General features: G+C 67.7%; 22 protein-coding genes. 3 read left to right on the top strand and 19 right to left on the bottom strand.

Translation table 11 applies throughout. The features are described from left to right. Window positions 1-15: 15 nt before the first annotated feature. The gene (locus tag OOK07_RS06030) at window positions 16-2,643 is read right to left on the bottom strand and encodes a SpoIIE family protein phosphatase (RefSeq protein ID WP_266795368.1); all 2,628 of its coding nucleotides are present in this window, start codon (window positions 2,641-2,643) and stop codon (window positions 16-18) included. Window positions 2,644-3,057: 414 nt separating this feature from the next. Next, entirely contained in the window at window positions 3,058-4,152 is a 1,095-nt protein-coding gene (locus OOK07_RS06025) for an ABC transporter substrate-binding protein (RefSeq protein ID WP_266795367.1), read from the bottom strand. A 651-nt stretch (window positions 4,153-4,803) separates the two neighbouring features. Between OOK07_RS06025 and OOK07_RS06020 the strand changes: the two genes are divergently transcribed. Beyond that, complete coding sequence (locus OOK07_RS06020) at window positions 4,804-4,980, top strand: Mu transposase domain-containing protein (protein WP_266683735.1); 177 nt, start codon at window positions 4,804-4,806, stop codon at window positions 4,978-4,980. A gap of 131 nt (window positions 4,981-5,111) precedes the next feature. Here the strand turns inward: OOK07_RS06020 and OOK07_RS06015 are convergent, their stop codons facing one another. The 10 genes from OOK07_RS06015 to OOK07_RS05970 form a co-directional block, all read right to left on the bottom strand. After that, the gene (locus OOK07_RS06015) at window positions 5,112-6,284 is read right to left on the bottom strand and encodes an ROK family transcriptional regulator (RefSeq protein WP_266795366.1); all 1,173 of its coding nucleotides are present in this window, start codon (window positions 6,282-6,284) and stop codon (window positions 5,112-5,114) included. A gap of 218 nt (window positions 6,285-6,502) precedes the next feature. Beyond that, on the bottom strand, window positions 6,503-7,168 hold the full coding sequence (locus OOK07_RS06010; RefSeq protein WP_266677684.1) for a haloacid dehalogenase type II: 666 nt from the start codon (window positions 7,166-7,168) through the stop codon (window positions 6,503-6,505). A 133-nt stretch (window positions 7,169-7,301) separates the two neighbouring features. Then, window positions 7,302-8,381 carry a phosphotransferase gene (locus tag OOK07_RS06005; RefSeq protein ID WP_266795364.1) on the bottom strand — a complete coding sequence of 360 codons (1,080 nt, stop codon included), beginning with the start codon at window positions 8,379-8,381 and terminating at the stop codon, window positions 7,302-7,304. Between the two features lie 27 nt (window positions 8,382-8,408). Then, entirely contained in the window at window positions 8,409-9,788 is a 1,380-nt protein-coding gene (locus OOK07_RS06000) for an aspartate aminotransferase family protein (RefSeq protein WP_266795363.1), read from the bottom strand. Window positions 9,789-10,104: 316 nt separating this feature from the next. Beyond that, complete coding sequence (locus OOK07_RS05995; protein ID WP_266795361.1) at window positions 10,105-10,476, bottom strand: Lrp/AsnC family transcriptional regulator; 372 nt, start codon at window positions 10,474-10,476, stop codon at window positions 10,105-10,107. 685 nt (window positions 10,477-11,161) lie between these two features. Beyond that, the gene (gene solA / locus OOK07_RS05990) at window positions 11,162-12,298 is read right to left on the bottom strand and encodes an N-methyl-L-tryptophan oxidase (protein WP_266795360.1); all 1,137 of its coding nucleotides are present in this window, start codon (window positions 12,296-12,298) and stop codon (window positions 11,162-11,164) included. Between the two features lie 44 nt (window positions 12,299-12,342). Then, complete coding sequence (gene solA / locus OOK07_RS05985) at window positions 12,343-13,521, bottom strand: N-methyl-L-tryptophan oxidase (RefSeq protein WP_323182930.1); 1,179 nt, start codon at window positions 13,519-13,521, stop codon at window positions 12,343-12,345. 361 nt (window positions 13,522-13,882) lie between these two features. After that, window positions 13,883-14,542, bottom strand: a complete 660-nt coding sequence (locus OOK07_RS05980) for a HisA/HisF-related TIM barrel protein (protein WP_266795356.1) — start codon at window positions 14,540-14,542, stop codon at window positions 13,883-13,885. Window positions 14,543-14,589: 47 nt separating this feature from the next. Further along, window positions 14,590-15,579: a 4-hydroxythreonine-4-phosphate dehydrogenase PdxA gene (gene pdxA, locus OOK07_RS05975; RefSeq protein ID WP_266795354.1), complete on the bottom strand. Its 990-nt coding sequence runs from the start codon at window positions 15,577-15,579 to the stop codon at window positions 14,590-14,592. Next, window positions 15,576-16,769 carry a four-carbon acid sugar kinase family protein gene (locus OOK07_RS05970; protein WP_266795352.1) on the bottom strand — a complete coding sequence of 398 codons (1,194 nt, stop codon included), beginning with the start codon at window positions 16,767-16,769 and terminating at the stop codon, window positions 15,576-15,578. Before OOK07_RS05970 ends, pdxA begins: the two co-directional genes overlap by 4 nt. A gap of 111 nt (window positions 16,770-16,880) precedes the next feature. Here OOK07_RS05970 and OOK07_RS05965 point away from each other — a divergent pair, with 111 nt between their 5' ends. Both OOK07_RS05965 and OOK07_RS05960 read left to right on the top strand, forming a co-directional pair. Further along, window positions 16,881-17,783, top strand: coding sequence for a LysR substrate-binding domain-containing protein (locus OOK07_RS05965; protein ID WP_266795351.1), 903 nt, complete (start codon window positions 16,881-16,883; stop codon window positions 17,781-17,783). A gap of 568 nt (window positions 17,784-18,351) precedes the next feature. Next, entirely contained in the window at window positions 18,352-18,891 is a 540-nt protein-coding gene (locus tag OOK07_RS05960; protein ID WP_266795349.1) for a BAR domain-containing protein, read from the top strand. Here OOK07_RS05960 and OOK07_RS05955 read toward each other — a convergent pair. The 7 genes from OOK07_RS05955 to OOK07_RS05925 form a co-directional block, all read right to left on the bottom strand. Beyond that, window positions 18,836-19,309, bottom strand: a complete 474-nt coding sequence (locus tag OOK07_RS05955; RefSeq protein WP_266795348.1) for an Lrp/AsnC family transcriptional regulator — start codon at window positions 19,307-19,309, stop codon at window positions 18,836-18,838. The genes OOK07_RS05960 and OOK07_RS05955 overlap by 56 nt on opposite strands. A gap of 355 nt (window positions 19,310-19,664) precedes the next feature. Then, window positions 19,665-21,149: an NAD-dependent succinate-semialdehyde dehydrogenase gene (locus OOK07_RS05950; RefSeq protein WP_266795347.1), complete on the bottom strand. Its 1,485-nt coding sequence runs from the start codon at window positions 21,147-21,149 to the stop codon at window positions 19,665-19,667. A gap of 271 nt (window positions 21,150-21,420) precedes the next feature. Next, window positions 21,421-22,188: an amino acid ABC transporter ATP-binding protein gene (locus tag OOK07_RS05945; protein WP_323178072.1), complete on the bottom strand. Its 768-nt coding sequence runs from the start codon at window positions 22,186-22,188 to the stop codon at window positions 21,421-21,423. Beyond that, window positions 22,185-23,150 carry an amino acid ABC transporter permease gene (locus OOK07_RS05940; RefSeq protein WP_266677692.1) on the bottom strand — a complete coding sequence of 322 codons (966 nt, stop codon included), beginning with the start codon at window positions 23,148-23,150 and terminating at the stop codon, window positions 22,185-22,187. Before OOK07_RS05940 ends, OOK07_RS05945 begins: the two co-directional genes overlap by 4 nt. Window position 23,151: 1 nt before the next feature. Continuing rightward, window positions 23,152-24,015: an ABC transporter substrate-binding protein gene (locus OOK07_RS05935; RefSeq protein ID WP_266795346.1), complete on the bottom strand. Its 864-nt coding sequence runs from the start codon at window positions 24,013-24,015 to the stop codon at window positions 23,152-23,154. 546 nt (window positions 24,016-24,561) lie between these two features. Then, entirely contained in the window at window positions 24,562-25,296 is a 735-nt protein-coding gene (locus tag OOK07_RS05930) for an SDR family NAD(P)-dependent oxidoreductase (RefSeq protein WP_266795344.1), read from the bottom strand. A gap of 73 nt (window positions 25,297-25,369) precedes the next feature. Next, window positions 25,370-26,476 (bottom strand): alanine racemase, encoded by a 1,107-nt coding sequence (locus OOK07_RS05925; RefSeq protein WP_266795343.1) that lies wholly within the window; start codon window positions 26,474-26,476, stop codon window positions 25,370-25,372. Between the last annotated feature and the right edge of the window lie 86 nt (window positions 26,477-26,562).

Genomic DNA, 26,562 nt, shown 5'->3' with positions numbered 1-26,562 from the left:
TGATGGCCACAGCCGTCACCAGTCCGCGTCGTTCCATTGGTCCAGCAGAGCGTCGGCCATGTCCGCGGCAGGCTCGGTCACCGAACTGTTGAGTGACTGCTCGGTCCAAATCACTTTGCCGCGAGGCACGTAACGGGTGCCCCATCGCTGCGTGAACTGGGCCACGAGGAACAAACCCCGCCCGCCCTCGTCGGTGTCGGCCGCCCGGCGCAGGTGCGGTGAGGTGCTGCTTCCGTCGGCAACCTCACAGATCAGGCTGGGGCCGTCCCGCAGAATCCGCAGCCGCCTCGGCCCGGTACCGTAGCGGATGGCATTGGTCACCAGCTCGCTGATCACGAGTTCGGTGGAGAAGGCGTACTCTTCCAATCCCCACTCTTCCAACCGGCGGGCGACCTGGGCGCGGATCCCGGCGACGGCGGCGGGTTCACCTGGGATGTCCCAGTCGGCGACCTGGGAAGGATCCAGCAGGCGGGACCGGGCGACGAGCAGGGCGATGTCGTCGCTCGGGCGGGCAGGCAGCAGGGCGTCGAGGACGGCCTGACAGGTCTCCTCCGGGGTCCGGCCGGGGCCGTGCAGGGCGTCGCGCAGCATGTCGAGGCCGGTGTCGATGTCCCGGTTCCGGTCCTCGATGAGACCGTCGGTGTAAAGAACCAGCTGGGAGCCCTCGGGCAGCGTGAACTCGGCGCTCTCGAAGGGCATACCGCCGCCCAGCCCCAGTGGTGGGGAGACCGGCACCTGCAACTGTTCAACCGTGCCGTCCGGGTGTACCAGGGCCGGTTCCGGGTGCCCGGACCTGGCCAGCGAGCACAGCCCGGCCACCGGGTCGTAGACGGCGTACAGACAGGTCGCCCCCGTGATTCCTTCGCTGTCGTTCCCCTCGCTGTCGACGCGGGTGACCAGCTCGTCCAGGTGCCTGATCAGCTCGTCCGGAGACAGATCGAGGGAAGAGAAGGTGCGCACCGCTGTACGGAGCCGGCCCATGGTGGCCGCGGCGTGCAGGCCGTGGCCGACGACGTCGCCGACCACCAGCGCGACCCGGGCCCCGGGCAGCGGGATGACATCGAACCAGTCACCGCCCACGCCGGCCCGGGCAGGAAGATAGCGGTGGGCGACCTCGACGGCAGATTGCTCGGGCACGGAGCGAGGCAACAGGCTGCGCTGCAGGGTTACGGCCAGGGCGTGCTCGCGGGTGTAGCGGCGGGCGTTGTCGATGGCCATCACGGCCCGCGCGGCGAGCTCCTCGGCGAAGGCCCGGTCCTCTTCTTCGAAGGCGTCCTGCTCCGCCCGCCAGAAGTTGACCATGCCCAGGATCACACCGCGGGCCTGGAGCGGCACGGTGATCAAGGAGTGGAGGCCGGAATCCAGGATGCGCCGGGCGCGGTCCGGGTCCTGGGCTCGCCAGCCGTGGGAGGCAGCCAGGTCGGCATCGAGGACGGGGTGGCCGCGCTGGAGGCTCAGGGCCACGGGGTTGCCGGGCACGAAGTGGATCAGCTCGCCCACCGGGAACAGGGGCCAGGCCCCCTTGACGCTGTGAACCGCCGTGCGGCGCATCTCGAGGTGCGAACCGGTTGGCTCATCACCCTCCAGGACCGGATTCTGCAGGTCGACGGTGACGACGTCGGCGAATCGGGGGACCGCCACCTCGGCCAGTTCCTGGGCGGTGCGCACCACATCCAGCGTGGTGCCGATCCGCACGCCTGCCTCGTACAACAGGCGCAGACGCTCCCTGGCCACCTCTGCCCGGCCCGCCAATGCCCGCAGCTCCGTGGTGTCGCGCAGCGTGGCCACGCTGCCTTGCCCGCCGCCGTGGTGGTCCACCGGACGTATATTGACCGCCAACAGATGGTCGCCGGTCAGGTGGACCTCGTCGGTGGCTGTCCGGCCCGAAACCAGCAGTTCGGCGGTGCCGGCCTCCAGGCCAAGATCGGTGACGCGGCGCTGCTCGGCATCCGCGGGCAGATCCAGCAGTCGCCGCGCCTCGTCGTTGGCCAGCAGCAGCCGCCCGTCACCTCCGATGATCAGGACTCCTTCCCGTACCGCGTGCAACACCGCGTCATGATGCTCGTACATACGGGTCATCTCGGACGGATCCAGGCCGTGGGTCTGCCGCCGCAACCGCCAGGACACCAATGCCGTCCCACCCGCGGCAACCGCCAGCGCGCCGCCGGCGAATCCGAGCAGCTTCGGAAATTGCTCTCGCACTACGTCGTTCAGGGTGGCCACCGTGATCCCGACTGCCACGAACCCCACGACGGTCTTCCCGCCGGTGTCGTAGACGGGGATCGTCGAGTCCACGGAGAGGCCGAGACTGCCCTCGAAGGTCTGGGTGAAGGGTCTGTCGACGGTCTGGCCCTCGCGGAGGGCGAAGATCTGCTTCCCGATCAGCTTCGGGTCGGGATGGGTCCAGCGGAAGCCCTGGGGATCGAACGCGACAATGTAGTCGACACCAGCCTTCTTCCGGGCTTCCTCCGCCCGTGGCTGCAGCAGCGCACTGGGGTTCTTGGATTTCATGGCGGCCAGTGTTCCGGGGGCGTGGGCGAAGCCCTCGGCGACTCCGAACGTCAGACGCCGGGCCTCCTGCATGGTCGAGTCGCGGGCCTGCATCACGAGTGCCACTCCTGCGGCTGCGGCGAAGAGCACCATGATGACCAGCTGTAGCAGGAAGACCTGACCCGCGACGCTGCGTACCTTGGGGGAGCTGAAGCGCGGCCCCGAACGTCGGCCTCCGGACCCCTCGTGCTGCTGAGGGGCATCCGCCGAACGGCGACGCAAGCGGCTGCGTGTACGGGGCCGGGAAGCCGGGAAGCGACCAAAATACCTGGTCATATCTCTTTATCTCACACAGCCGCATCCGGGCATAAGATTTGAGACTAGCAGCGGTCGATCTTGACCGCCCGCCTCCTGCCATGAGGTCGGCAGCCGTGCGAGTCCAAGCGGCCCGGGAGTGTCGCCGTGTGCTGCTCGTGGGCCCGCTGACCCGGCAGCATCAGCCACTTCCCGTGGCCGGCGAAGACACCGCCAGGCCTCATTGCTCAGAGTTGCGAACGCGCGTCGAGTTCAGGCGCGCACCCACTCCTGCCAGCGCTCCGTCACGGAGTCCCGGTTCTTGATCCACCACTCGATGTCCAGGTCGAAGCCGGACAGCAGGTGCCCGGGAGTGCTCGGCAGGTTCTTGGCGGTGGCCTCGGAGAGATGTCCGTAGGCGGCCGGCACAACAGGGCCCGAGGGGTAGATCCGGGCGAAGTCGGCCTGTACCTCGGGCCGCAGGGCGAAATCGATGAGCCGGTAGGCCGCGTCGGGATTGGCGGCACTTTTGGGAATTCCGTAGCCGTTGGTCTGCCTGCGGGCGCCGTTCCATGCGTACGCGAGTGGGACGCCGCGCTTGATCAGATCGCCGAGGCGGCCGTTCCAGACGCTGGAGGCAACGACCTCCTTGCGGTTCAGCAGTTCACCCGGCACAGGGCCGCTGTCCCAGAACGTCCGCACAGAGCCCTTGATCTCGTCGAGGGCTTTGAAGGCACGGTCCACGTCGAGGGGATACAGCTTGTCGAGTGGTACGCCGTCGGCGATGAGGGCGAACTCCAACTCCGGCGCGTCCATCGAGCTCTGCAGCGCGCGGCTGCCCGGAAATGCCCTGGTGTCCCAGAAGTCCGCCCAGGTTTCGGGCCTCTTCCCGTCGAAGGCGTCAGTGCGGTACGCCAAGACGCTGGCCCAGTAGTTCTTGCCGACGCCGTGGGAGGCGAGCAGGGGCTTGGCGATTCCCGCGTTCTCGGCGTTCTTCAGCCGGTCGTAGTCCAGCTCCTCGGAGGCACCTTCTTGTTGGAAGCGCATCAAGTTGGACATGTCGATGTCCATGGCGTCGAACTGCGGGCGGCCCTCCTTCATCTGGGTGAGCATGTGCGCGTGCAGGATGTTCACCACATTGATCTGGATGCCGGTCTCATTCGTGAACGGGTCGTAGATGGCCTTCCGGTTCGCCTCGCCATAAGAGCCGCCGCTGTCGCGGACGACGAGCAGCTTGGGGTTCCTGGTCCTGGAGGTATTCCGGTCGGCACGGGTCTCGCACGCGGTGAGCGAGGTCGCGGCGACGCCTGCCGCAATTCCGCCGACTCCACGCAGGAACGCTCTGCGGTCGACTCGGACGTCTGTCACCTTCTGCCTCCTGTGCGGCTGCGTGCGGGGGTGGCGTGGTGCTCGTTCGCGTGAATGCGACGAATGTCTGCTTCATCGTTGACCAAGTCGGTGTCCCCCGCGCTTCCGGCCTGCTGAGGCCGGGCGACGAGATGGCGGTTGACATGTTCGAGCCTGATCTGAGGTAGCCGAAACTTCGACTGTGGGCGTGATGATCGGTGACGGAAAGTGCTTCCATGTTTCACTCCGGTCACACTCGCGGTGCGGCACCACCGTGGGGGATCTTTTCTCTGGGTCCTTAATGCGCGTCTACCAGGAAATAACATCGCATTATAGATGCCGTATGGAAGAAGTATCGTAATTCCGCGGAGCTTTGCCGTGCCTGTCTGCTGCCGCCCACCTTCCGTACCCGCCGCTGCAGATCGCCCGGGGTGTGGCATACCGTTCCCTGTCTGGCGAACGGCGACCTGGTGACGTCGTTTCTGCCCGGACGGCACTTCAGCGGACCGGACGACTTCAGCACCCAGTTGCAGGCATGGCTGAAGGTCGTCAACCGGCGTGTCCACCGCACTCTCGGGGCCCGTCCGGCCGACCGGTGGGAAGCGGACCGGGCCCAGATGCTCACCCTGCCCACGGTCGACCCGCCGACCTGGTGGCGGTTTTCGACCCAGGATGGGCCGGGACGACTATGTCCGCGTCGACACCTGCGACTACTCCGCCGGTCTCGCCGCGATCGGCCACCAGGTCACCGTGCTGACCGACAGCGAGCAGGTCGTCGTGCTCGCCTCCGGCGGCGAGATCGTCGCCCAGCATGCCCGATGCTGGGCCCGCCACCAGACCCTGACTTGATCCCGAGCACGCCGAATCGGCCGGGCGATGCGTCAGGAAGTGCGCCGGTTGGGCTTGGATTCCGTAGGTGATGAGGCGACCTGTTCCACTTGTTGCGACGGCGCTCTCGTTCCTCATGCTCTCGGTCCGGATCAGAATGCCGGCGCAGCTTGCTCCTGCCGCGGTCCCTGACTGCGTGCCTTGAGCAGCGCGTGCCGTAGGCGGTTGTGGGTCATGGCCAGGCAGGCGTGCACCGCGCCGCGTGCTACCGAGAGTCCCAGAACCTGGGAGACGGTCGTGATCCGGGGGACGGCCGGCAAGTTCTGTGCGAGTCGCTTGCGTACCTCGGGGAGCACCTCCTCCACCAACGGGCGCAACCGGCCGACGAAGTAGACGGACTCGGGATCGAGTGTCACGGCGACGATGCTCACCGCGGTCGTGACCGCCGTCGTGAACGCCTTGAGTATCTCCGCACGGCCTCGATGGTCCTGAGGCGCCAGCCACAGGTCCTCGACGCGTTCGATGTCCAGTCCGTGTTCACGAGCGAGCTTCACAAGCCCTGCGGTGCTCAGCAGCCCGTTGAGGGTGCGGTCATTGATGCCCGACGACAGGGAACCGATGTCGCCGAACGCAGGAGTACGTCCCCGGGCCAGTTCCTGGTCCCTGCAGGTGGCGAAATTCAGGGTGCTGCTGACGCTGAACAGGGCAGCGTTATGGATGCTTGCGTCGTCCGTGAGCACCTGGAGCAAGGACGCGTTCGCGTCACTGTCGAAGGTCACTGGAGCATCGACGAGCTTTTCAACGGTTCGGTGGAGGTCTCTGCCGGAGAAGATCTTCATCGGATCGGCAGGCCGGAAGACCTCGGCGCCGTCGCGGACATGGGCGGGCAGTGCCACGACGACCTGGCGCAGTGGCCCTCGCGCGGATGCGCTGGTCTGCGCGATCAGGTCGACCAGCCACCGGCCCGCTGCGGGGACGTCGTGGTGCTCGACCGTCGGAACGATAACGTGTCCGATCTCACGGCCGCGTAGGTCGGTGACCAGCACGCCGGTGGTCACGGCGCCGAAGCCGACGCCCACGACGTGTCCGGCCGACTCGGGTACATCGAGGTACGTCGACGGACGGCCACGCCCGACGATGGCGTCGACGCCCCCGTCCACGACGAACCCGTCCGAGCGCAGTTCCTCGACGGCCCGCGACACCGTCGCCTTGCTCAACCCTGTGAGCTCGATGAGCTTGTTCCGGGTCAACGGCGCATGGGAGAGAACCACGTCAAGGACATGTGCCTTGTTGTAGTCGCGTGGTGTGGGGTTGATGCTGCTCACCTCATGACCCTAGCGAGACCATGCGCAACTCGAACCTGCGGTCTCTACCGGACTTGCCGACTCCCCGGGGGCGTCGGCGAAGACGCTGATCCTCTACTCGCCTGTTCTTCTGTTGAAATCCACCTGCTCCTCTCAGGGGAGAACCTCGTGGCCGCTGGAGGCGGGTTCGCGGCGCTCGGCTCTGTGTTCTCTGTCCTGTTTCGCTGGTGGGCCGTTGGTCAGCAGCCGAGGAGCTTCGGCAGGCCCGACAGGTCGGGCAGCTCGTCGTACGGCTGGTAGTCGGAGCTGCCCAGGCGGCCGTAGCGGTTGATCCACACCCGGCGCTTCAGGCCGAGGTCGCGGGTCGGGATGTGGTCGTACTCCCAGCCCTGAGCGACGTGGATGACCTGCGCGGGTTCGACGCCCATGGTCTTGTACGCGTGCTCGAAGGTCTGGCGGTCCGGCTTGTAGGCGCCGGCCTGCTGGGCGGTGATGACGTAGTCGAATTCCACGCCGATGTTCTCGACGTTCCGCGCGATCAGGTTGTCGTCCGTGTTGGAGATGATCGCAATCTCGTACTTGGTCTTCAGCGCGCGCAGGGCGTCCGGCACTTCGGGGAAGGGACCGAAGGCGGGGACGGCCTCGACCAGGGCGTCGCCGTCGGACTCGCGGTACTCCAGGCCGTGCAAGCGCATGGCGTTGCGCAGGCTGGAGTGCAGGATCTCGTGGTAGGGGCGGTAGGCCTCCAGGACGGCCTGGAAGCGCATGACACGGAAGTCGTCGAGGAACTCGTCGACATCCAGGTTGTCCAGATCGAGCCGGTCCTCGATGACCTTCAGGGTCGTGGGGCCGAGCTCGAAGTTGATCAGAGTCGCATACGCGTCGAAGGTGACGATCTCTCGCATGGTGTTCGCCTCACATCTGGCTACTGGTGGGAAAGCCGGGGTTCGGACGATGCGGCTGCCGGGTGACGATCTCGTCGAGTGTGAGCGGGTCGGCTGTGTCGGACGCCGGCGAGTGTCGCCTCAGGGGCGCCGCTCAAGGCCTGCTATGGCGGGTGCTCAGCAAGCGGGCCACGACCTCCTCCAGGGCGACGGCCATGGCCCGCTCCACGTTGACCCAGTCGTCTCTGGCGTGCTCGAGCAGGTAGTCGCGACGCTCCGGCACTCGTTCCGCGCGCCAATGGGTGACCAGCGCGCGAAGTGTGAGGCGTGCCAGCGCGGCGACAGGCAGGAGCGGGAGTTCGGAGTCCTTGATCGGCCGGGCCCGCTCGTATCCCGCGACGAAGCTGCATGCCTCACGCCAGGGATCCAACGGAGTCCGGCCGAGAAGGTTCGCGAGAGACACAGCAGGATCGAAGATCAAAGCACTGCGCATGCTGTCACCGAAGTCGATTACTCCTGTGACGAAGCTGTCCGTCCCCGGATCCACCAGGACGTTGTAGGGGCTGTAGTCACCATGGATCACTTGGGTCTCGAGATCACCCAGCCTCGGAACAATGGCCTCGTGAAAGAGGCGGAACACTTCCTGTGCCAGCCGACGGTGCGCGGCGCTGGGCGTGTACTCGATGAGCTCCCGCAACTCGTCGAAGTGTCGAAGGTCCCACACCAGGCGCCGCTCGTCCGCTGGATGCCTGAACGACCGCAGAGCCAGATCCACTCGCCCGAGCATCTGCCCGGCCTTGGCGAGCTGGTGGGGATCGGGGTTCGTCCGCGCCAGGACGGCACCTTCGACGAAGTCGAAGACGCGCAGGACTCGAACCCCGCCGTCTTTCGTCTCGATCGGTACGTTGTCGCTGCCCTCGGTGGTCTCCTTGACCCGCTGGACGGGGAGATGAGGAGCCTCGGTTTCGAGGTGGCGCATCACAGCGGTCTGCAGAGCTACGACAGCGACCGCCTCGTCGGGCGGGGAAACCTTGACGAGATGGTCGGCTGTGCCGGTCCGCAGCCGGAACGTATCGTCTTTCTCGGTTGCCAGCCGCTCGAGATGTCCGCTCAGCCGGTAGTGCCGGGCGAGGAGGGCGTCCACCACGTTCGTCACGATGGGCTCGTGGGACGAGGCCAGGCCGCTCTCCTTGAACAACTGCTGGGCGATACGTGCGGGGGGCGAGGTGTTCACCGTTCGGTCCCTTCGGCTTTCGGCCTGCTACAGGCGCGTCGCGGCGATCTGAGCGAAGGTCTCGAGGAATCGCGTCACGTCGGCCGAGTCGAAGGCCAGCGGCGGTCGGATCTTGAGTACATTGACGGCTTCCCCGGTGCCGCTGATGAGGACCCGACGCTCGCGCATGTCGTTGATGACGTGGTCAGCGCGGACACGATCGGGCTCCAGCGACTCCCGGTCCTTCACGAGTTCGACGCCCACGTACAGACCACTGCCGCGGACCTCCGCGACGTAGGGAGACTCGCGAGTGATCTCCTCAAGGCCGGCTCGAAGCGCCCTGCCGTTGTCGAGAACTCGCTGCTGCACGCTCTCCGCTTCGAAGACGTCCAGAACCGCGGCACCGGCGGCAACCGCGATCGAACTGCCCGCAAAGGTGTTGAAGTAACGAACATTCCGCCCGAACTCTTCGCACACCTCGGGCCTGAACACCACGCCGGAGATCGGCATGCCGTTGCCCATGGGCTTGCCCATCGTGACGATGTCCGGAAGCACCCCATGGCGGCTGAACCCCCACATCGACTCGCCGAGCCGAGCGAATCCCGACTGGACCTCGTCGGCGATGTAGACGCCACCCGCGGCGTGCACCTCCTCGACCATGTCGCGCAGGTAACCGACGGGATCGGTGAAGATGCCATCGCTTGAGTGCGCACAGTCGGTGATCAGCGCCGCAAGCCTGTAGCCGTGGCGCTCGAGGTCGTTGATCGCGCCACGCACCTGGCTTCGCATGTAGTCGGGAAGCGATGAGCCCGGCGGGACGAGTCGCGGATCAGGAGCATTGATGAGCCGCACATTCGGCCCGAGCGGTGACCCCGCGCCGAGCGTCGGCGAGAAGCTCGCAACCTCGCGAGTGAGACCGTGGTAAGCCCAGCGAGTCACTACGATTCCCTCGCCGCCCGTGTGGAAGCGAGCCACGCGCATGGCCAGGTCGTTCGCCTCCGACCCGCTGCACGCGAAGCTGACCCTCGAGAGCGCTTCGGGCATGGTTGCGAGAAGGCGCTCGGCGTAGTCGACGAGTGATTCCTGCACATAGCGCGTGTTGGTGTTGACCGCCGCCATCTGGCGGGACACGGCCTCGACAACGTGCGGGTGTGCGTGACCGACGCACGGCACATTGTTGTAGGCGTCAAGGTAGTCGTTGCCGTCCCGGTCGAACAGGTGAGCGCCTCGACCGGAGACGAACTCGACCGGCTCCCGGTAGTTCAGCGCGTAACCAGGGCCCAGCACGTTGCTTCGCCGCTTGACGGTGGACTGCAATCGCTCAGGCAGTTCACCGAGCGCTGCGGGGTCGAACCTGTTGGGGTAGTTGGCCAACGCTCGACTCGGCGTGGAAGTCATCAGCAGGTCCCCTTCCTTCGTGGCTTGCATCTCGTCGCGGCTGCTTCAGCGGCAGCCATCTTTTCGTTTCAGTTCCAGCCTGAAACTTACTCCTCGCGGACGGGTGCGGCAACCCTGTGACGGTGAGGAGTGCCCGATGCGGGTGGCCAGGGGAACCGCCGCCTGGATTGCGAAGGAGGCCCTCGCGGCGGGACGAACGTGGCGGACCCAGCGGCTCAGGACGGATTGTTCGAACGGGGAAGACGCCACCGCTCAGCTCACCCCGCTGCCGCCGGCCCCTGACCTCCTCGCGGGCGGTTGACGACGCTGGACAGGGTGAGCGCGGTGACCGTGTCCCGTACGCCGGTCATCTGGGCGATGTCCTCCCAGATGACTCGCACGCGTTCCAGCGAGGCCGCCTCCAGGCGCACCATGATGTCGAGTCGCCGCTGAGGATCTCGCAGATGACGACCTCGGGGATGCGTTTGAGCGCGGCCAGGACGTCGCCGCCGCGCATGCGGTCCTGGCGGTGGACGAGGACCAGCGCCGAGACGACATCGCCGGTGCCGTCGCCCGCGCGGACGATGGTGTACCCGGCGATGTGGCCCTGGCGCTCCAGCCGTTCGATGCGCTGGCGCACCGCATTACGGGACAGCAGCACCTTGCCGGCCAGCTCCGAGTGCGAGATGCGACCGTTGCGAGTCAGCTCGGCGATGATCTTCTCGTCGATGGCGTCCACAGCAAACCGTCCCCTTCGCGAATCAGCCGAGGTTGCAACCCTCACCGCAAGCGGGGGCCCGCAGACCATGAGGCAGCACGGCCACGACAACCACCCAGACCCCCTGCTATTCCGCAAGGGAAGAGTCTCCGGCGCGTTCCGGTTTGGCCTGGGCCGACGCTTTGGGAAGGTTGTCTTTCCGGCTTTCGGCATCTGGCTCACTTCGACGAGATCACCCGAAGCTGCTTACGCCGCGCGGACCGGGGGCACCGACGTCGGTGACGGTCTCGACTGTGCCGGTACTGAAGCCGCCGCCGGTGGCGCAGGCCCGCAGCCGGCCCGGCTGGACGGCGAACTTGACGCGGGCGCGGCAAGCGAGGTCGTGGCGGCGCGCCTTCAGCAGGCCGCCACTGTTGTCGAGGCGGATGCCGGTGTGCTGCTCGATGCGGCCGGCAGGAAGTTGGCCGCGCCGAGGAAGTCCGCGCGAAGGGAATCTTCGGCCGCTCGAACAGCTCCCGGGGAGTGTTGAATCGCTCGATCAGCCTGTTGTGCATGACCGCGATGCGGTCGGACATGACCAGTGCGCGTCTACCTGATGGTGAGTCACCCACATGACCATGAGGTCGAGTTCCTGCCTCCTGGAAGTGGGGCATGGGGACCAGCGCTGCGGGCCGATGGTCAGGGTCATGGCTTTCCTCGTTCGGGCTCAGGCCGCGGTGCGGCCGTTGGTGGTGATGAAGTCGATCGGCTGGGAGGTGCGGCCCTGAAGGGCGAGGTCCGCGGCGATGTCGCCCATGGCGGGCGAGATCTTGAAGCCCTGGCCGGAGAAGCCGGCCAGCAGGACGATGTCGTCGCAGCCTGGCAGGGGGCCGACCAGCGGCCGGGTGCTGTCGGTATAGCCCTCCATGAAGACGGACAGGCGCACCGGGTCGGGGTTCAGGCCGGGCAGGTGGCGCCGCACCGCCGTGGTGAAGGTCTCCAGTTCCTCCGGTGCGACGGTCCGGTCCAGCCGGTTCGGGTCGTGCACCGGCCTGTGGTGGGCCTGGGGCAGGCCGAGCTTGACGGCCAGGCCGTCCGGGGACGGGATGCCGTAGAAGGGGAGGTCGCCGCAGCGGATGAAGGCGGGACGTTCCGCGTCTGTGGGGTGGTCCTCGTGGGGCAGGAACCAGGCGCTGATCGCGCGGTAGATGCGCACGTCCCACGGCAGGTCGGGCAGCAGGTCGCCCACCCAGGGGCCGGGGGTGACGACCGCGGCGTCAAAGCGCTCGGTGTCGGTGTCGGTGCGGATCTCCACGCCTCCCCCGGCGAGGGGAGTGACTTCCCGCACTGGGGTGTAGCGGCGGATCCGGGCGCCAAGCTCCTCGGCGCGCCGGGCCGCGGTCTGGACCGTCAGCTCGGGGCGGATGAAGCCCGCGTGGGAGTCGAGGACCACCAGGTCGCCGTCGTCGACGCGGAACTGCGGGAAACGCTTGGCCATCGCCTCGGTGGCGATCATCTCGTGGTCGAGGCCGTGCTCGACGATGCCGTCCATGACGGTACGCATCTCGGGGTCGTCGGCCGGCCCCATGACCAGGGCTCCGGTGAGGCGGCGAAGCTCCCGTCCGGTCTCCGCCTGCAACTGCTTCCAGAGGGCGTCGGCGTGTCGGACGAGTGGCACATAGCGGCCGTCGTGGGTCTGCACGCTGCGGAAGACCCGGGTCTCACCGCCTGCGGCGCTGCGGTCGTGGCCGGGGGCGAAGCGGTCGTAGGCGACGACTTCGGCGCCCCGTGCCGCCAGCCGCCAGGCAGCCTGGCTGCCCATCGCGCCAGTACCGACGACGGCGACACGTCTCCTGCTGGCCATGTGGTTCTCCTTGTCGGATGTGGCGGATGGTGGAGGGGGACGACTCAGGCCGCGGTGCGGTCGGCGGTCGAGATGAAGGCGATGGGCTGAGGCGAGCTGCCGTTCAGCGCCAGGTCTGCGGCGATGTCTCCATAGGCCGGGGAGAGCTTGAAGCCATGGCCGGAGAAGCCGGCGAGCAGGATCACGTTCTCGTTGCCGGCCCCGGGCAGCGGACCGACCAGCGGGCGGCTGCTCTTGGTGTAGCCCTCCATGTAGACGGAGAGGCGGGTCGGGTCGGGGTGCAGGTCGGGCAGGTGGCGGCCGATCAGATCGCTGTAGATCTCCAGCTCCTCGGGCTGCACCGTCCGGTCCAGCTGGTTCGGGTCGCCCGCGGGCTTGTGCAGGGCCTGGGAGAGGCCGAGCTTGACGGAAATGCCGTCCGGAGAGGGCAGGCCGTAGCAGTGGGTGGGTGAGGTGCGGATGAAGGCGGGGCGCTCCTCGCCGAACCAGGCGTCGGTGGTGGGCACATACCAGGCGCTGATCAGGCGGCGGATGTCCACCTCCCAGGGCAGGTCGGGCAGGAGGTCACTGACCCAGGGGCCGGGGGTAACGACGGCGCTGTCGAAGCGTTCGCTGCCGGCGCCGGTACGGATCTCCACGCCGTTCGCGAGGGGGACGATCTCACGGACGGTGGTGTAGCGGTGGATGACGGCGCCCAGCTGCTCGGCGCGGCGGGCGGCGGTCTGGATGGTCAGTTCAGGGCGGATGAAGCCGGCGCGGCGGTCGAGCACGACGGCGTCACGGTCTTCGAGCCGGTACTGCGGAAATCGTTTCGCCAGGGTCTCGGCGTCGAGCACCTCGTGGTCGAGGCCATGCTCCGCGATGGACTCCAGGACCGTGGCCATCTGCTGTTCCTCGGTGGACCCCATGAGCAGACATCCGGTCAGTCGGCGCAACTCACGGCCGGTCTCCTGCTGCAGCTGCCCCCAGAGGGCGTCGGCGTGCTGGAGCAGCGGTACGTACCGGGTGTCCTCGAAGTGGGCGCTGCGAAAGACGCGGGTCTCGCCGCCGGCGGCGCCGCGGTCGTGGCCGGGTGCATAGCGGTCGTAGCCGACGACCTCGGCGCCGCGGGCCGCCAGCCGCCAGGCGGCCTGGCTGCCCATCGTTCCGACGCCGACCACCGCGACGCGCTTCCTGGCAGCTGACACAGAACTTTCCTTTCGTATCGTATCGCCGGGCCGCATGCTGGGCTCCGAGCGTGAGGAGGTTTGGTGGCCACTGGGATGAGGTGCACCCTTTACGGTCTGACGCTCGTATTCGTCCCGAGGTCGGGGATCCGCCACAACCTCTCGGATCCTTACCGGCGTCGTGCCACATTATGGAATACCGTGCTGATATTTGGCACAGAGGATGGCAGTGACTCAGGGGGGAGTCAAGAGATCCAGCAGCTGGCCGTGTGACTCGATCCCACCCGGTACGTGACCTTGCTCGGTCCTTGTGCACCGGCGGATGCCGCTTCGTCCCGGACGGCGAAGCGGTGACCGCTCCCGCACTTACGGGGCGCTTCGCGCCGTCCTTCTGCTGGGTTCGCGGGGACGGCTCTTGCTACAGACCCAATACGGGGGCCAGTTGGGATCGGAGGGTGCCTGCGTGGGGTTGCAAGGAGCCGTCGAAAGCGGCGGATCCGATGGTGAAGGCGTCGGCTCCGGCTGATGCGAGCGCCTGTATCTGGTCGGTGCTGGTGATGGAGCCGGCGATGACCAGGCGGCCGGTGGTGGCGGCGCGGGCGGCGCGGACCAGGTCGAGAGGGTCGGCATCGGTGGCGCGGTAGGCGAGGAGGTCGACGCCGGCGCAGCCGGCGGCCTCCGCTCGTCGGCAGTCGTCGGCGATGCGGTCCGGGTTGCCGGCGAGGCGAGTGGGGTGCCCCAGGGGTTCTCCGGGGAAGGGCAGGTAGCCGATGGACGTGCCGTGCAGGACGCTGAGGGTCTCCTCGACCCAGGTGCCGCCCATCAGCCAGTCGACACCGAGTTCGGTGGCCGTCCGTACCGAGGCAAGAGCCTGCTCCCGGTGGGTGCTGACCACTTCGAGGTAGGTGGTGGCGCCCATGTTCTTGATGCGAGTGTGGAGCTTGGCGAGGGTGCCGGGGTCCACACCGATGTCTTTGAATCCGATGTGGGTGATGCCGAGGTCCTCGATGGTGTCGAGGACCTCGAGGCAGTCGGTGACGGTGCGGTCGTCGCGGGTGAGCATGAAGATGAAGTCCATGATGTCCTTCGGTTCTCTTGTGCCGGGGGCTGATGTGAGTCGGTGGGTCAGGGGCGGTCCGGTGCCCCTGAGGACAGGCGGTCGGCGTGGGTCAGGGCGGCGAGCAGGCTGGTGTGGTCGGCCGTGCCGAGACCGGCGATGTCGAAGGCGGTGCCGTGGTCGACGCTGGTGCGGATGAAGGGCAGGCCGATGGTGATGTTCACGCCGTGCTCGATCCCGAGGTACTTGACGGGGATGAGGCCCTGGTCGTGGTACTGGGCGACCACGACGTCGAAGGCTCCGGCACGGGCTCGCATGAAGACGGTGTCGGCGGGCCAGGGTCCGCTGGCCTGAATGCCTTCGCTCTGCGCGGTCTGGATGGCGGGGGTGATGATGTCCAGGTCCTCGCGGCCGAAAAGGCCGTTCTCCCCTGCGTGGGGGTTGAGGCCGGCGACGGCGATGCGGGGGGCGGGCAGGCCGCTGCGCTGGAGTGTGCGGTGGGTGAGGCGAATGATGTCGAGCACGCGGGCTGTGGTGATCGCGTCGAGTGCGGTGCGCAGGGACTGGTGCACGGTGACCAGGACGATCCGCAGTTCGTCGGTGGCCATCATCATCGCGTAGTCCGTGGTGCCGGAGAGGTCGGCGAGGATCTCGGTGTGCCCGGGGTAGGGGACGCCGGACAGGCGCAGGGCTTCCTTGTTGATCGGCGCGGTCACCAGCGCCCGTATCTCGCGGGCCATGGCGAGCTGGATACCGCGGCGGACATACTGGAAGGACGCCGCTCCGGCCCGGGCGTCGAGTGCGCCCCAGGGCAGGTCAGCGGGAAGACCGTCCTCGGCAAGGACGTCCACCGTGCCGGGTGCGAACTTCGCTTCCTCGACCGATGAGATGGGGCGGAGCGCGAGGTCGGTGTCGGCAATCTTGTTGGCACGGGCGAGGACGCCCATGTCGCCGATGACAACGACGGGCACGGTGCGCCGGGCGTCGGCGCATGCTTTGAGGGTGATCTCGGGGCCGATTCCGCAGGGGTCGCCCATGGTGATGGCGATCGGGGTCATACGTGCTCTCCTGGGTCGAGGGGATGTCGGATGAGGTGGCACAGGCGCAGGAGCATGGCGTCGTCGCCGAAACCGCCTGCCTTGATCAGCACCGAAAGGGGAAGCCGGCCGATCAGAGATCCGCGGACGACGCCGGGTTCGGGTTCGTCGATCAGGTCGATGCCGGTGGCGCCAAGAGGCCGGAGCACGGTGGTGGCCGTTTCTCCCCCGGTGATGACGAGTGCGTCGACCGTATGGTCTTCGGTCAGCGCCTGAACAACTGCTGCCTGAGAACGTGCGAGTAGTCGTGCGGTCTGTGGCGTGTGGCGTTCATCGGGTGTCTGCAGGGTGAGGACGGGGGCCGTCAGGCCTCGCAGCGTCTCCACGGCCGGGGCCGGATCGACGCTGACGGTGACACCCCGGACGTCCACCCTGGTGTGCAGCTGGGCCAACTGCCGTCGGGTCGCCGCGTTGGTGCTGCCGACCACGATCAGTGGACGTCGGGCCGGGGCGGGCAGTGATGCAGCGCTGCCCGTAGCGCGTGCACACCTTCGGGCCAGGGCGGCCGCCAGACCGGGGGAGCCGACCCACAACACGTCGTCAAGCCGCGGCACCGCTGCCACCAGACGGTCGAGGTCGCCGTCTTCGGTGGCGGAGCAGACGATCAGTTCACCGTTCCCGATCAGTTCGGGCAGCTCGGCTGCCCGGTCCGGCCGCACAGATGCGGCCTGCGGGAACAGCGTGGCGAGGTCCGAGCACCGCACGGGGTGGACCGGGTCGCGGGCATACTCGCTCTCGTGGACCGGTACGCCCCGCACGTACTGGACCCCCTCCACTGTCACCCTGCCCTCCGAGGGGAAGGCCGGTGCGATGACGACGGCCCGCCTCCCCGATCCGGCCCATGCGGCCCGGACCTCTGCCGCGACATGACCGCGCAGGGTGGAATCCACCGTTTTGACGAGCAACTCGGAGCCGGCGAACAGGCGGGCCGCCCGCCACGTACACAAGGCGGCGGCCTCCTCGTCCAGCACCCGGCTCCCCAGGTCGACCGCGCTCACGCCCACGGCGGGCCGCGGCACGCCTGCTGGGGCGGTGAGCAGGATCCGGGCCTCGTGACCTGCCCGGCGGAACGGCCCGGCACCGTCCCCTGCGCTGGTGAGGTCATCCGCCAGGATGGCGATACCCTGCCGCACGTCGTTGCGGAATGTCATGCCCCACCTCTCCGTCAGTCACCCTGTTTCTGTGACCAGATCAATAGTCGTTCAGATTAAAGGGCAGGACAAACGATTCATTCTCACGAGACCTGTGAGTAAAGTTCACGCATGCGATGGTCGGCCCTTCCTCCTCTGAATACGCTGCTGCCCTTCGAAGCGACCGTCCGGCACGCGAGCATGACCGCTGCGGCGCAGGAACTGCATGTCACGCACGGCGCGGTGAGTCGACAGATCCAGAACCTGGAGCGGGCCCTCGGAACATCACTGTTCGAGCGACAGACACGCGCCCTGCGCCCAACCCCGCAGGCTCGCCAGTTGGCGGCCGTCGTCCGGGACGCGCTCGATCAGATCGATGCGGCAGCCCGGCAGATCTCACACAGCCCACCCGCAGGACCGCTCACCCTCTCGTGTGAGCCCACTCTCCTGATGCGATGGCTCATTCCCCGGCTCCCCGATCTGGCCGTGAACGTGCCTGACGTCGCCGTCCACCTGTCCGCAGGCGGCGGCCCCGTCTTCTTCGAGCGGGACAGCATCGACCTCGCGATCCGCCGAGACGACTTCCCGTTCCCTGAAGAGGCGAGCTGGACCCACCTGTTCGCAGAGCGGATCGGACCCGTCTGCCGGCCCGATCTCGCGACCCGCCTGACCGGCGCCGCCGGCCTACCGCAGGTAGCCCTTCTGCACACCGCCACGCGACCGCAGGCGTGGGACGACTGGCGACGTATCACCGGCATGAAAACAGAGCCCGCCTCCCAGCAGACCCTGGAGCACTTCTACCTGACCCTCCAGGCTGCCGCGGCCGGCGTCGGGGTCGCAATCGCCCCGTACGCCGTCGTCCGCGACGATCTGGAGCGAGGGCAACTCGTCGCACCCTTCGGGTTCGTCCCCGACGGCACCAGCTACCACCTCCTCAGCCGTCAATCACCCGAGCGAGACGGACGCGTCCGCCAGCTGACGGCATGGCTACGGGCCAGGACGAGCCAGCTCGACAACGATTCCGAACCAGGGTGACCGCTGGACTATCGGACCTTCGTTTGCTTAGCGACCCTCGGGTGGTGCCCGCAGCAAATATCGGATCTCCTGCGGCAGAGCCTCTACGGTCGTCATCGCGACCGGCGGCGGAGGATTCCGGCCGCCGGGGTGAGGTATACGCATCCCTGCGCCCAACCCGGCCGGATCTCGGCCATGCGGAACGTGAAACCCCGTCGGGTTCAGGGACTTGTCCCGGTAAGCCGACCGTGAGGGAGGCCCAACTCCCCTGCGGGCGCAGGACGGTCCAAGAAGCCAATGCCGGTACACCGAAAGGCGGCGGGAAACCGGGACACCAAGGCCGCACCCTTCGCGGTCGTCCCCATAACCGGCCGGATACAGGCATTTGCCTGGCCCGAAAGGGAGCTGACGTGGACCGGGTGAGCCTTTGATGCACCCAAGCTGAAGTACCGGAACCGAAGGACAAGTTAGTGCGTTGTGGCAAAGGGAGTCCCTGTTCGATGAGCAGGGGCTTCTTCGTGTGCGGGGCATGACCGTGGAGGGGTAGGGGCAGGCAGCGGACGGCTTGTTGTGGATCGAGGAGGTCGCGATGCCGTCGGTGCTGGGGTTGATGGAACAGCGTGAGGCGCGGGCGAGGCAGGACCTGGAGTCCTTGACGGAGGTCCTGGAGCAGGCTCAGGCGGAGGTGGATGCCGCGCGGGAGCGGGTCGAGCGGGCCCGGGTGGGGTGTGAGGAGCTCGTGTCGGTGCTGGCCGGGGAGAGTCCGGTGAATACGCCGGTTTCGGTGCCGCCCGGTGGTGGGATGGCTGCTGCCGTGGGATCGGGCGGTTTGGGCGTGGGGCATGGCGAGCGGCCGCCGGTGTGGTGGTCGGGCCTGGGTGAAGAGGTGCTCTGCGGCCTGTATCGGGAGGTGTTCGCTGCGGTGGTGGCTGCTTCGGGGCCGGTGAACGGGGTGGAGCTGACGCGGGCGGTGGGCCGGGAGGCGGAGATCAAGAACGAGGTGGAGAAGATCCGTCACCGTGCCTACGTGCTGGAGAAGCGGGGCTGGCTGGTGCGGGCCAAGGACGGACGGTTCATGCCCGCGCCCGGGGCGGTGCCGTTGAACTCCGCACTCCTCGCGGGCGGTTGACGACGCTGGACAGGGTGAGCGCGGTGACCGTGTCCCGTACGCCGGGCATCTGGGCGATGTCCTCCCAGATGACTCGCACGCGTTCCAGCGAGGCCGCCTCCAGGCGCACCATGATGTCGAAGTCGCCGCTGAGGATCTCGCAGATGACGACCTCGGGGATGCGTTTGAGCGCGGCCAGGACGTCGCCGCCGCGCATGCGGTCCTGGCGGTGGACGAGGACCAGCGCCGAGACGACATCGCCCATGTCGTCGCCGGCGCGGACGATGGTGTAGCCGGCGATGTGGCCCTGGCGCTCCAGCCGTTCGATGCGCTGGCGCACCGCATTACGGGACAGCAGCACCTTGCCGGCCAGCTCCGAGTGCGAGATGCGGCCGTTGCGAGTCAGCTCGGCGATGATCTTCTCGTCGATGGCGTCCATGGTCGACCGTCTCCTTCATAAAGTCGGTGGAGATGGCAGCCGCCACGGCACGCGGATCGCGGGTGCCATGGATTCCTGCGGAGCATGGTGCGTGGTGGTTGCTGATCAGGCTCAGGATGTGCTGGCCCGGGACCAGCGGCGGCAGCGCAACACCTGTGTCGAGCCTTTGGACGCCGGGCGTGGCTGTGCACGTTCGCGGGTACGCCGACAAGGGGTCAGCCCGGCGGGGAAGAACCGAGGCTCCCCACCGGGCTGTCGTGGCGGCATCACACCCGAGACGGTGCCCAGCTTCGATGCCCTGGCCCGCGCTGCCCGGCCAGGACGCGGGCGAGCTCTGCGCTCGGGTCCGGTTTGCTCAGGTGTGGAAGCCGGGCATGGACAGGTACTTGAGCTGCTGGTACTCGTGGAGGCCTTCGGGCCCGCCTTCGCGGCCCAGGCCGGACTGCTTGATCCCGCCGAAGGGTGCCGCGACGTCGGAGACCAGGCCGCGGTTGATGCCGACCATTCCGGCCTGCAGACGGGCGGCGACCCTGCGGGCGCGGTCGATGTGAGAGGTCATCAGGTACGACGCGAGACCGTGCTCGGTGTCGTTGGCCGCCGCTATGGCCTCGGCCTCGGTGGAGAACCGGTGGATGGCGGCGACGGGTCCGAAGACTTCCTCGTGCATGATCGCGGCGTCGGCGGGGACGTGGTCCAGCACGGTCGGGGCGGCGTAGTAGCCCGGCCCGTCAGGGATGTCCGCCTCGGCGATGACAACGGCACCACGGGCCACGGCGTCCTCGACGAGCCTGCGGACCTTGTCCACCGCCCGGCGGTCGGCCAGTGGACCAAGCCCGGTGTCCTCCCGGTCCGGGGGGCCCACTCGGACAGCGGCCATCCGTTCGGCCATCGCCACGGCGAACGCGTCGGCGATTCCCTCCTGGACCAGGAACCGGTTGGCGCCCACACAGGACTGCCCGCCCAGCCGCATCTTCGCGACCATCGCTTCGCGGACCGCGAGGTCGAGGTCGGCGTCGTCGAAGACCAGGAACGGCGCGTTGCCGCCCAGCTCCATGGAGGTGCGCAGCACCCGCGCACCGCTCTGCTGAAGCAGCAGCCTGCCGACCGGGGTGGACCCGGTGAACGACAGCTTGCGCAGCCGAGGGTCGGACAGCAGTGCGGTGGTGACCGCTGCCGCGTCGCTGCTGGTGATCACGGTCAGGACGCCTTCAGGCGCGCCGGCCCCACGCGCCAGCTCGCCCAGCACAAGGGACGACAACGGGGTGAGCGCGGCCGGTTTGAGCACGGCGGTGCAGCCTGCGGCCAGGGCGGCGGCGACCTTGCGGGCGGCCATGGCCAGCGGCACGTTCCACGGAGTGATCAACAGGCAGGGGCCTACCGGTTCGGCGACGGTGACGATGTGACTCCTGCCGTCAGGAGAGGGAGTGCTGCGGGCGTGGTGGCGGACCGCCTCCTCGGCGTACCAGCGGAAATAGGCTGCGGCGTAGTCGACCTCGCCCCGGGCTTCTGTGATCGTCTTGCCGATCTCCAGGGTGATGATCCGGGCCAGACGCTCACGGTGCTCAGTCAGGGCGTCGGTGAGCCGGTGCAGGAGGGTTGCGCGGTCCCGCGGGCTTGTGAGGGCCCACTGTTCGGCCGCCGCGGCAGCCGCGTCCAGTGCACTCAACGCGTCCTGCGTGCCGCAGTCGGCGACGGTGGTTATGACTTCTTCGGTAGCCGGGTTGCGCACCTCGAAGGTGCGGCCGCCGGTGGCGGGTTGCCAGTCGTGGGCGAGGAAGCCGCTGGGGACGGATTCCAGGACTGACGACTGCCATGAAGGAGCGGTGAGCGTGTCAGACATGCGCATGACTCTTTCGCTGATCGCCGCGTGGTGTGCCACGGGAGAACTGGGTGTCGGGTGGTGATATTGGGTCGCCTCCGGGGGCGACCCCGACGGTGTTTTCGACGGAGAACAGGGAGTCTTGGCGTCCGTTGCCGAGTGAGGTCAGGAGCTTGGCCAGCGTGTTGTTCTCGCCGGTTCACTCCGTGTCGGGCTGCCTGGCTGCGGGCGGCCGTTGGCTGCTCCGCCGGGCCATGGCCGATGATCCGTTGCCGTAGGTGTGTGTGGCTGTCTAGAGCACTCTTTCGAGGAATGCCTGGGTTCGTTTTTCGCGTGGGTTGGCCAGTAGTTCGCGGGCGTCGCCGCGTTCGACGGCGATGCCGTCGTCCATGAAGAGGACTTCGTCGGCGACCTCGCGGGCGAAGCCCATCTCGTGGGTGACGAGGAGCATGGTCATGCCGTTGCCGGCGAGGTCGCGCATGACGGCGAGGACTTCGCCGACGCGTTCGGGGTCCAGGGCGCTGGTGGGTTCGTCGAAGAGCATGATGGTGGGTTCCATGGCGAGGGCGCGGGCGATGGCCACGCGTTGCTGCTGGCCGCCGGAGAGCTGGGCGGGGTACTTGTGGCCGCATCCCTCCAGGCCGACCCTGGCCAGGAGTTCTCGCGCCTGCTCCCGGCAGGTGGCGCGGTTCTTCTTGTGCACCAGGACCGGTCCGGACATGACGTTGCTTTCGGCGGTCATGTTGGGGAACAGGTTGAACTGCTGGAAGACCATGCCGATGCGGGCGCGCTGCTCGGCCAGCCGCTTGGGGCGCACGGCGTGGTAGGCGTCGTCCTTCTCGAGGTAGCCGAAGTCCTCTCCGTTGACCTTCAGGACGCCGCGGTCGGCGGTCTCCAGGCCGTTGATACAGCGCAGCAGGGTGGATTTGCCGGATCCGCTGGGGCCGATGATGCAGGAGATCTCCCCGGCCGCGACGGTCAGGTCGATGTCGTGCAGGACCTGGTGACGTCCGAAGCTCTTGCACAGCTTGCGTGCGACGATCGTTCCGTCCGGGTTCACAGCAGGGACTCCCTCGTGGTGGCAACTGGCGCCGGCTGGCCGGTCCCGGGCTCGCCCGCTGTGGCGGCGCCGGTCAGGCGTGCCCGGGTGGAGCGGGAGAATCGGCGCTCGATCATGGACTGCGGCACGCTCAGTACCAGCGTCATGATCAGGTACCAGAGGCTGGCCACGATCAGCAGCGGGATGGTCTGGTAGGTGCGGGCGTAGATGGCCTGTGCGCTTTGCAGCAGGTCGGCGACGCCGAGCACGCTCACCAGGGAGGTCTCCTTGAGCATGCCGATGACCTGGTTGCCGGTGGCCGGGATGACCGCGGGCATGGTCTGCGGGATGATCACGTGCCGGAGCTTGGTGAACCCCGACATGCCCAGCGACTCCGCGGCCTCGTGCTGTCCGCGGCTGACCGAGGCGAACCCGCCGCGGATGATCTCGGACATGTAGGCGGCCTGGTTCAGGGTGAGGCCCACGACGGCCGCGGTCATCGGCGTCATGATCGCGTTCACGTTCACCGGTGTGGAGATGTCCGTGAACGGGATACCGACCGACAGGTGCGGGTACAGCGCCGCGATGTTGAACCAGAAGATCAGCTGCACGAGCACCGGGGTGCCGCGGAAGAAGGTGATGTAGAGCTGGGCGAGCCCGGAGACGGGCCGCTGGTGCGACATGCGCATCACCGCCAGCAGCAGCCCGAGCACGGTGGCCAGCGCCATGCTGACCACGGTGAGAAGAAGCGTGACCAGCAGGCCGTTGAGGATGGTCTGGGTGGTGAAGTAGCTGAACACCACCGGCCAGCGATAGTTCTCGTTCGTCACCGCCGTCCACACCAGGCCGGCGACGATGACGATCGCGACGGCCCAGGCGACGTAGTCACGCGGACGTTTCGGCGTGATCCGCTTCTTTTCCTCGGCCAGCAGTGGTGGCACCGGTCGGCTCCTGGTCGTCGTCTCGATCATTTCCGTCGACATGTCAGTCCTGCGGGACGGCCATGGCCGCGGTCTTGATCCCGAGACCCTCAAAACCCCAGCGGCCCAGCGCCTTCGCGTACTGGGGGCTGTCGATGACCGACTGGATGGCAGCCTTCACCGCGGGAGTCAGCGCAGAGTCCTTCTTCAGCGCGACGGCCACGGTCTTGGTCGCCACCAGGGGCTTGAGGACCTCGAACGTCTTGGGCTGCTGTGTGGCCGCCCACTGAAGCCCGGTGAAGTCGTACATCACCGCGTCGATCCGCTTGGACACCAGCTGGGTCAGGGCGTCGTTCACGCTGGCCAGGGTCACCGCCTTGATGGCCGGCTTGCCCTTGCCCGTACAGTCCTGCTTGGACAGCAGGGGCAGCCACTGCAGCTCCGCGGTACTGCCGGACTGCACAGCGACACGATGCCCGCACAGCGTGTGGGTGCTCAGCTTCTGCGGATTTCCGTACGGGACGGACACCCCGGTGCCGGCCTTGAAGTAGTCGACCATGTCGAGCACCTTCAGCCGCTCCGTGGTGGCACCCATGGTGGAGGCGGTGAAGTCGTACCGGTCGGCCTGCAGGCCGGTGATGATGGTGTCGAACTTGACGTTGCTGATCTGCAGCTTCAGGCCCAGCCTGGCGGCGATCAGCCGGGAGAAGTCCGGGTTGAACCCGATCGGGGTCTTGTTGTCCGACGCCATGAACGAAGTCGGCGGGCTGGTCAGATCCATGGCCACCGACATCGTGCCCCTGGCCTTCACCGCCGCGGGCAGCAGCTTCACCGCCGCCGCGTCCGGCTTCACACCCACCGAGATGTCATCGGTGTGCTCACCCGACGAACCCGAACCCCCGCCCTGCGCCGTACTCTTCGACCCCACGCTCTGCGCGGTGCCACCCGCCCCGCACGCGGCAAGCGCGAGGGCCAAGGCAGTCGTGACGATCGGAACACTCAAGAATCTGCTGACTCGCATAGGTCTGCTCCTTATCGAGAGGGAAAACGCGCTGACGGATATCCAGGGACATGTGGGACCGACTGTGCGGGGACTTTGCCTCGCAGGTGCCAGAGGCGGGATCGTGCAGGGCGGCGGACCGAAGTCCCCGACGCCCGTGTTATCGGGGCGATGCCGACTGGAAGGTCAGGTGAGCGGCGGTGGGGAAGCTGGAGCCGTCGCAGGCGGTGACCATCAGGATGGCAACGGTCCTCAGCACGACGCGTCGCGGTGGCGTCCAGGTGGCCGGGGCGGCGAGGATGCGGTCCTCGGCACGGACGCACTGTGGGTGGTGCAGTTCGAGTGCGGAGATCGGGGCATGCGCTCGACTGGTGGTCGTTCGGTCATGCCGCAATTGGCGGTCGCCGGAGGTAGAAGGCGGGACGGAGAACAGGCCGTTCAGTCCAATGCTGGTGGTGATGCCCAGCAGGGTGTTCAGAAAGCGGTGTACCCGCCGTCGACGGTCAGGACCGATCCGGTCACGTACGACGACTCCGATGATGCGAAGAAGAGCACCGCGTCGGCGATCTCTTCGGGGGCGGCGAGGCGTTGGAGCGGGATCGAGCTCTCGCGCTCGCGACGGTAGGCCTCGGGGTCGGTCCTGCGCTGGAACGCCGCTTCGATGATCGGGGTGGCGGTCAGACCCGGAGCGACAACGTTGACGCGGATGTTGCGCGGGGCCCATTCGATCGCCGCGCCCTTGGCAAGCATGATGAGGCCTCCCTTGGCAGCGGAATACAACACCTGCCCGGCCATGCCGACCATGCCCAGCCGTGAACTGACGCAGACGAACGATCCCCCTGCCTCGGGCATCAGCGGGGCGAAGTGCTTCATCACCAGGAACGCGCTGAGAAGGTTGCTCTCGAGCACGTTCTTCGCGTCGTCGCAGGCCATCTCGGTGAGCGGACTGACAGCCTGCAAACCGTGGTTGAGGACAACGACGTCGACAGTGCCGAGGGACTCCGCGGCCTGCTTGGCCAGGCTCTCGACGAACGCCTCGTCGTTGAGGTCTCCGGGAACGTACAGGTCGTCGGGCTCAGCGCTGTCGAGTTGCTCCCTGCGGCCGGTGAGCAGCAATCGCGCGCCCTCGCGGCGGAAGCGGGAACTCACGGCTTCCCCGATGCCACTGCTGGCACCGGTCACCAGGGCCGTGACGTTGTTGAGTCTCATGTCAGGCACTCCTCTGCGGGTCAGGTCGGTCGGGTCGCGGGCTCGGGTACGAGGGTCCCGTGCCCAGCGCCGGTCAGTTGAGGAATCCGCGGGCGTCGACCGGCCAGCGCTCCAGCGATGTGCCCGTGCTGTCGGTGACGATCAGTTCCTCGAAGCCGAGGACGACCGGGCAGACGTGGTTCGGCACCACGGGGACGACCGTGCCGACGCTGGGGCGGAACTCGCCGTCTGGCAGCGGGAGGAATCCGTGGTACTCGTTGACCTTGGACAGGACCGCCTTCGTGCCGGCGATGCCGCCGTAGCCGTTCTCGGGGCTGCCTTCTTTGCTGAGGGCCTTGTTGCCCACATCGACGATGACCTGGTCGGGGACCCAGTCGCTGACCACGGTGCCGGCGACGAACAGCGCGATCTGGTCCTCCGCGCAGGAGCCCAGCCGGACGTTGTTCAGATCGCCGAAGACGTACTCGCCGGGACGGATCTCGGTGATCACGCCGCTCGTGGAGAACTCGAGGGTAGGGGTGGAGCCGGCGCTGACCACCTCTGCATTGATCCCGACACTTTCGAGGCTGCGTACCGCGGTGGTGAGCGCGGCCTCCTGGTCCTGCGCGGCGCGCCGGCGAGCGTCCCGGCCGGCGCCGCCGTGACCGGGATAGGTGAAGACGCCCGCCGGGACCAGGCCGCGCTTGCGGGCGGCGAGTGCGAGATCGCCCGCGACCTCGGGCGGTGCCCCGGAACGACGGGCGCCGCAGTCGACCTCGATCACGACCTGCAGCCGCTCCGGTTCGTCTCCCATCGCGTCGGCGAGGGCCTCGATCGCCGCGACGTTGTCGACGCCGACCCGCAGCCGGGCGGACTCGGCGAGCCTGCGGATCCGGGGCTTCTTCGATCCCGCGGCCCAGATCGGGTAGGCGAGGAAGATGTCGTCGAACCCGGCCGCGGCGAAGACCTCGGCCTCACCGACATTGCCCGCGGTGATCCCGACCGCGCCGGCCTCGATCTGGCGTCGCCCGATCTCCACGCACTTGTGCGTCTTGACGTGCGGCCTGACCTTGAGGTTGCGCTGGTCGGCGAAGCCCTGGATGCGGTCGATGTTGCCCTGCATGACGTCGACCAGCACGATCGGCGCGGGGGTGTCGATCCGCTCCGCCAGAGCGTCGAGTGCTCGTTGCAGCCGGTTCATGCTGCCCTCCTTGTGGTTCTTGTCTGGAATGATCGGGGGCTCGGGTGCTGGCTCCCCCTAGTGCCGAACGCGCGCGGCCCGCGACA

Origin of the sequence: Streptomyces sp. NBC_00078 (assembly GCF_026343335.1) — a bacterium.
Lineage (GTDB): Bacteria > Actinomycetota > Actinomycetes > Streptomycetales > Streptomycetaceae > Streptomyces.
Note: the sequence above shows the minus strand (reverse complement) of the source record. Positions and strands in the feature narration are given on the sequence as shown.

Bases quoted from the DNA above. Each gene is read 5' to 3' on its own strand.
- OOK07_RS06030 (WP_266795368.1), bottom strand. From the start codon at position 2,643: ATGGTGCTCTTCGCCGCAGCCGCAGGAGTGGCACTCGTGATGCAGGCC.
- OOK07_RS06020 (WP_266683735.1), top strand. From the start codon at position 4,804: ATGGGCCGGGACGACTATGTCCGCGTCGACACCTGCGACTACTCCGCC.
- OOK07_RS06010 (WP_266677684.1), bottom strand. From the start codon at position 7,168: ATGCGAGAGATCGTCACCTTCGACGCGTATGCGACTCTGATCAACTTC.
- OOK07_RS06000 (WP_266795363.1), bottom strand. From the start codon at position 9,788: ATGCAAGCCACGAAGGAAGGGGACCTGCTGATGACTTCCACGCCGAGT.
- solA (WP_266795360.1), bottom strand. From the start codon at position 12,298: ATGGCCAGCAGGAGACGTGTCGCCGTCGTCGGTACTGGCGCGATGGGC.
- solA (WP_323182930.1), bottom strand. From the start codon at position 13,521: ATGCGGCCCGGCGATACGATACGAAAGGAAAGTTCTGTGTCAGCTGCC.
- OOK07_RS05980 (WP_266795356.1), bottom strand. From the start codon at position 14,542: ATGGACTTCATCTTCATGCTCACCCGCGACGACCGCACCGTCACCGAC.
- pdxA (WP_266795354.1), bottom strand. From the start codon at position 15,579: ATGACCCCGATCGCCATCACCATGGGCGACCCCTGCGGAATCGGCCCC.
- OOK07_RS05970 (WP_266795352.1), bottom strand. From the start codon at position 16,769: ATGACATTCCGCAACGACGTGCGGCAGGGTATCGCCATCCTGGCGGAT.
- OOK07_RS05965 (WP_266795351.1), top strand. From the start codon at position 16,881: ATGCGATGGTCGGCCCTTCCTCCTCTGAATACGCTGCTGCCCTTCGAA.
- OOK07_RS05960 (WP_266795349.1), top strand. From the start codon at position 18,352: ATGCCGTCGGTGCTGGGGTTGATGGAACAGCGTGAGGCGCGGGCGAGG.
- OOK07_RS05955 (WP_266795348.1), bottom strand. From the start codon at position 19,309: ATGGACGCCATCGACGAGAAGATCATCGCCGAGCTGACTCGCAACGGC.
- OOK07_RS05950 (WP_266795347.1), bottom strand. From the start codon at position 21,149: ATGTCTGACACGCTCACCGCTCCTTCATGGCAGTCGTCAGTCCTGGAA.
- OOK07_RS05940 (WP_266677692.1), bottom strand. From the start codon at position 23,150: ATGTCGACGGAAATGATCGAGACGACGACCAGGAGCCGACCGGTGCCA.
- OOK07_RS05930 (WP_266795344.1), bottom strand. From the start codon at position 25,296: ATGAGACTCAACAACGTCACGGCCCTGGTGACCGGTGCCAGCAGTGGC.
- OOK07_RS05925 (WP_266795343.1), bottom strand. From the start codon at position 26,476: ATGAACCGGCTGCAACGAGCACTCGACGCTCTGGCGGAGCGGATCGAC.